This window comes from Nitrosomonas sp. (genome assembly GCF_043753625.1).
Taxonomy (GTDB): Bacteria; Pseudomonadota; Gammaproteobacteria; order Burkholderiales; family Nitrosomonadaceae; genus Nitrosomonas.
On the sequence record NZ_JAYUWI010000049.1, the window covers coordinates 40,828 to 47,108 of the forward strand.

At 42.7% G+C, this 6,281-nt stretch carries 2 protein-coding genes; one reads left to right on the plus strand and one right to left on the minus strand.

All coding sequences use genetic code 11. The annotated features are described in order from the left end of the window. The first annotated feature begins 151 nt into the window (after positions 1-151). Positions 152-2,344, plus strand: a complete 2,193-nt coding sequence (gene glgB, locus ACH10T_RS04800; protein ID WP_394808186.1) for a 1,4-alpha-glucan branching protein GlgB — start codon at positions 152-154, stop codon at positions 2,342-2,344. Between the two features lie 52 nt (positions 2,345-2,396). Here the strand turns inward: glgB and ACH10T_RS04805 are convergent, their stop codons facing one another. Next, entirely contained in the window at positions 2,397-6,134 is a 3,738-nt protein-coding gene (locus ACH10T_RS04805; protein ID WP_394808187.1) for a hypothetical protein, read from the minus strand. Positions 6,135-6,281 lie beyond the last annotated feature (147 nt).

A 6,281-nucleotide genomic window follows, 5' to 3' on the forward strand; every position in this document is an offset into this window, starting at 1 on the left:
TGTAACCCTCCCCGATTCATCTCAATATATAGTATCGCATTATGGCATTTTCTTATACTTTGTTTATTTTAATTGTTAATCGCAGTATAAGTAGTATAAGGTGGCAGGCAAGCTATAATTCATTCTATACCCGTTAACCAGTCTATCAAATGTGATCACCCTACATAAAACCAATTTATTGCAGAACGCACTACTGAACGCGCAGCTCCACGATCCATTTGCGTATCTTGGATTGCACAAGGAGCACGGTCAGTCTTTGGTGCGCGTATTTCGTCCCTATGATGTGAATGTCTGGATCAAGACAGCCATCGGTTTTGAGCCGATGAAACGGATTCATCCGTATGGGATTTTCGAGTGGCATGGGGAATCACAGCCTGATATGCCGTATCGATTGCGGGTCGAAGAAAAAGGGGCAAAGCATACCGTCTATGAAACTTATGATCCGTATGCTTTTCCACCGCAGATTTCTGATCATGATTTGTATCTGTTTAATGAAGGTAAGTTGCGGCAGGCTTACCGGATGCTCGGCGCGCAGCAGGTCAAGAATGCCGGTGTGGACGGCATGCGTTTCTCGGTATGGGCGCCCAACGCCGGGCGTGTCAGCGTAGCCGGTGACTTTAATCGCTGGGACGGGCGCATTCATCCGATGGCGGTACACCACGCCAGTGGCGTCTGGGAACTGTTTATTCCAGGGCTGTTGCCGGATTCACTCTACAAATACGAGATCAGCAATCGCGATAGCGGGGAAATTGTTCTTAAGACAGACCCTTACGCCAATCGCTATGAACTGCGCCCCAACACGGCAGCACTGACGCCAGCCAACAGTGCCTACGAGTGGTCCGATGCAGCGTGGATAGCGAATCGCGCCAATTGGGATTGGCTGCACGCGCCATTAAATATTCTTGAAATGCATGCCGGATCGTGGAAGCGGCATCCGGATGGCCGTTTTTACACCTACCGGGAATTGGCACAGCACCTGCTGCCTTATGTGCAGGAAATGGGCTATACCCATATCGAATTAATGCCCGTTTCAGAACATCCGCTGGATGAATCGTGGGGCTACCAAACCACCGGCTATTTTGCGGTTACCAGCCGCTACGGTTCACCCGATGATTTCCGGTTCTTCGTCGATGCCTGCCATCAGGCAAATATCGGTGTCATCCTCGATTGGGTACCCGCGCATTTCCCGCAAGATGCATTTGCACTGGCGCGTTTTGACGGCACGGCATTGTATGAACATGAAGACCCGCGTCTTGGATTTCACCAGGATTGGGGCACTTATATTTTTAATTATGGTCGCAACGAGGTCAAATCATTCCTGATATCCAGCGCGCATTATTGGCTATCCGAATTTCATCTGGACGGATTGCGTGTCGATGCAGTGGCTTCCATGCTGTATCTGGACTATTCGCGCAAAGAAGGCGAATGGCTGCCGAATAAATATGGCGGCAGGGAGAATCTGGAAGCGATCGATTTTCTGCGCGAGCTGAATATTATGGTGCACGAGGAGTTTCCGGGCGCGTTGACCCTGGCGGAAGAATCTACCGCTTGGCCGGCCGTATCGCGCCCAACCTATGTCGGCGGCCTGGGGTTTTCAATGAAATGGAATATGGGCTGGATGCATGACACGTTGTCCTATATGCAGCAAGATCCCGTTCACCGGCGCTATTACCACGATAAACTGACCTTCAGCCAACTGTATGCATATACAGAAAACTTTGTATTGCCGTTCTCACATGACGAAGTGGTGCATGGAAAAGGCTCTCTCTTCAACAAAATGCCCGGCGATGCCTGGCAAAAATTTGCCAACGTACGCCTATTGTTTGTCTTTCAGACCACCTGGCCGGGCAAAAAACTCAATTTCATGGGCAATGAATTCGCTCAGACACTGGAATGGCGCGTGAGCCATGAGCTGGATTGGCCCTTGCTGCAACAACAGCAGCACGCCGGCGTTCAGGCCGCACACCGTGATTTGAATCAGTGTTATAAAAACACCCCTGCCTTGCATCAGCTCGACTTTGCCGCCGAAGGCTTTAGCTGGATCGATTGCCAGGACGACGATCAATCCGTGATCAGCTACCTACGGCGTGCCAAAGACGGTACCTTTGTATTGGTGATTCTCAACTTTACGCCGGTTCCGCGCGGCGCTTATCGTATCGGTGTTCCCGTCGGTGGTATTTACCGGGAGATTTTCAACAGCGATTCCACTTATTATGGCGGCAGCAACCTCGGCAATTTAGGTAATATTGCCAGCGTACCAATGCCCTGGATGGGATTTTCTGATTCGATTGCGATTACGTTGCCGCCGCTGGCGGGGGTTGTGTTTTGTTTGCAGGACTCGTGACGATATCTGTTTTATGATTCACACTTGCCTAAGCAGTGAGGGAGATTCTCCATCAAAGTAGTCTAGCGGCTTGGAAAAATTTGTCGTGAATCTCTCTTGCCTCATCTTGCCAATACTTGGCGAAAGGTGTGAACATATAAGCCAGTGTATAGTCCATGCGGAACTCTGGATCATTGTGATCATCATGGCAGAAGTATTTATACTCAAATATACCCATATGTGTACGGCTATTTCTATCAATTAGACTTGTCGAGCTATCAAGGGACTCCATTAGTCGGATATAGATGTGTTCGTAATCAAAATGGGAAGGTGGAATTTTTTCGAAAGGCATTTCATTTTCTATATCCAAGAAAACTTTTTGTAGAAAAAAAGAGATATCTCTGATGGTGCCCAGTTTCATTTTTGTATCTTTAGTGATTTTTTCGCGATTCATTAGAATAGTCGAAGTGAAATTTGATAATAATTTCCATTGAGCTAAATAGAGTTGTGGTGAACGTGGAAAAATGAAGTCTAGATTTTTTCGAGAAATAATACGGCTGGATTCTTGAGCTAAGTGAAGATGTCTGGAGGCTTCATATGCCATTCTTAGTACTTTGGGAATGGGAAGATGACCAGTATTTGGCGCCTCTTGATTCGAGTCTTCTGATTTTTCATTCTTATACTTGTGCACGATATATTCAATGAGTGTGTTTCCCTCTTCTGAGAGCTCTATTTTGCTTTTATTTATTAAACTTTGAAAGATTTTAAGTGTACTGCATAGTTCTAATTTAATTGTTTCTTGATTTTCTACAGTCGCTCTCTTGATCTCTACCAGTCTTTTATCGATGTGTTGACGACATAAATTACGCGCATGAGTCCAGCGCATGACGATTGTAGATCTGACTGAGAGCATACTTAAATCTTTCGGTAACGGTATCGCGTCGTAAGAATTGTGAAAATCCGGTTTTTCTATCTTGCGTTTCACATAACTAGCCCAAAACAGGGAAGAAGCTAGCTTATGTGTCCAAAGTGAATGCGGCCAAAAAATCTTCTCCTCTGAAAAGGTATTAGGATTCTCTATTTTTTCATCCGACCCAAGCAGCATATCGAATAAAGTTGTAATTTCTATTACATCTGGATCACGCCAATTATCTAAGTAGTCATAGGCCAGCATAGTCTTGTTGCTCTGATTCGATTCTAGCTGCCGTGCTTTATCAATACACCTGATTGCTTCTCTGGTTCTCCACTTGATTTCCAGATACAGCGTTCTATCAAGCTTGCACTTAAGCATCTCAACTGTCCGAATTGATGTGGATTCATGTGCTAAATTAGTATTGTTAAAGAAATCATGGTCGAAGAAATCTAATAATGAGGTGGTGTAGTGGATAGCCTTTATATGCGTCATAGCGGCGCTGATGTATAGCCGATTTTCCTCAAAAGTTTTTGCGGCTGTATTTAGTAAAGAATCTAAAGTATCCTCTTTATTCAACGGCATCATTGGGTTGCAGACAAAAACAAATAAATTTTCAAGAAATTTTTCTTTATTTGATTTATCCTCGGATTCTGCGAGTATTTCGAATAACTCACGTGACTTAAGTACCAAGTTGCTCTCAACTATTCCGACCAGTGCGTTGCCGATCATATAGGCATTTCGTTCGTCAAAAATAGATAGTGGAGAATCCGGGTCAGATTTTGCATGATCTAATGTGGTTTTGTAGGATTCAATAGCCGATTCTGCTTCACCTAAAAAGAAATGCAGGCTGGCGGCGCGGTAATGGAATCTCTGATCTTCCAAGCGATATAGATGTTCTGGTGGCTGAATTTTTTTATTTTTGTGAGCTATATATTTTTTATAGGGACGAGGGCTGCGTTTCAAATCCAGATAGAGACCGGCCCAGAAAGGTAATTTTAATAAATCCCATTTTGAGTCTCCACTTTGGAGATGAAGACTCAATTCTTTATCATTACTAAGACTTTGAACAATATAATCTGCTTCTGAGTAGATGGCAGCAGCGTGGTTATAATTCTGCCTACGTTCTTCAAGATCACCATGCTTAAGTAAAACTTCAATGTACTGCATTAAAGTTTCTTGATTGATGCTAGCTCCTTCTTCTTTCAATGTATTCGCTAAAATTCTGCTGGCGGTGTGGTAATGTATGGAAGCCGCATTATAGGATTGTTCGATGGTACACATATCCCCCAAAGAGATATGCGACCTGGAAATTACATCAGTTTCCGAACTGCTGGTGTTAGCGAGAATGACTTCAAAAAACCGTTTTACATATCTCATCGAATCCAGTGAAAAGTTAAAGGAAGCCGACTCCAATCCACTGACATGGCTGATATAACGGAGCTCCTGTTCAAATCCGCTGTGAAAGCGGTATCTGTAAAGCCCATTTCTCACTCTCCTGATATAGGATTTAAAAATGTTAGTCAGCAAGTCATCGACGATCGTGTTGAGTTCAGGGGAACGATAGACGTTGATAGCCTCCGACATCAAGTGCAGAGATTCGCGTTTAAAACCATAGGAGTGTAGTTTCAGGATAAAATGCAGGGACGAAAAGGAAGAAACAGTCAGTTTGTCGCTGATTTGTGAGACTTCGCGACTAAGATGATGCTGGAAAAGAGTGGTGATTTCGGATGCGAGAGAAAAACTTCGCAAGTGATTGACATTGAAAACTAGCCATTGTTTAGGTTTGTTATCCTTATACAGTTCTTTGTCATCCAAAATCAAGAGCAATTTTTCTTTTTTTTCTAATTGCTTAACGAGTTTATCTGGATAGATGAAGCTTTCAAATATCGAGGAAATTTTCTTCGGATTGCCCCACGAATGAAAGGTAAGGTAAAAAATGAAATTCATTAGGATAGCAATGCCATAACGAATCTCCTCCGGTGAAATATTAAAAGCATAGAAAGATTCTCTATATTTCTCCAAAGTGTAATAGGAATCTTCCTTTTCGTGTTTTTCTGGGGTTTTTCTGATGCGTCGACATACGTATTCTGCTACTCCTGCATAGAGCTGTGTATTTCTTGCGCTAAGTTGTTCTCCTTTATCAGATAAAAGACTGGGTATTTCGAAAACCTGATCAAAGAGGCTGCCGTATAGGGAGTTTGGGCTTCCTTTCTCTGAATAATATCTATCCAGCGTTTCACGTCCTGATATAAAAAAGAATGTGACGGGCGCTGTGGTAATGAAATTTTTTAGTGAACCGAGCAGAGTATTTATTTTGCTGTTTTTATCGAGCTCTTGTGTACTAGATTTATCGTGATGATGAATCTCGGAGAGTTCTTCATCATCCGAGAGTTTATCTATTTCATCCATTACAATGACTATTTTTGCTTTTTTGGATAACCCATTATGACTAATCAAATGACTCAAGATCCTGATAAGCTGTTCCTCAGCCTCTCTGGCTTTGATAGGAAGTCTTTTTTTATGCTTTGAGAAACCAATACTATTTGAGAATCCAACACTCGAATCATGCTTCAGCGTCGCATTTCGTTCTTCAGTGATTTCGTAACTCATCCTTTCAATTAGTTCATCAATATCCTCGAGTGCTTTAATTTCGTTATATTTTATTAGATATGAGATTATCCAAATCGATGCAGTCAAAGGTAATAAAATAGGTATTAACCACTCAGAAATAATAAGTATTTGTTCTGGATTAAGTAATAAGATCGGTGATGCTAGACAGACAGAAATTATGCCAATATTTCTTAGTTTAACAGTGGGGTTTAAAAAAACTTTCCATTTAGATAGAGGTTTATCTTGAATATTACCATCAGCTATCGTATTGCGCAGAATGTTGGCCATTGAATAATAAATATTCAATGGTGTTAGTTGACTGTTGTCACCTAGGTTAATTAAAGTGGACCCCGCAGTCAAGACAATAATAGATTGAATTTAAGAGGGCACCCTATTCATGCAGCGGAACGGCGCTGCCCCGATTTTTTGTTTTTA

Excerpts from the sequence above, each read along its gene's own strand:
- ACH10T_RS04805 (WP_394808187.1), bottom strand. The coding sequence starts at position 6,134 with ATGGCCAACATTCTGCGCAATACGATAGCTGATGGTAATATTCAAGAT.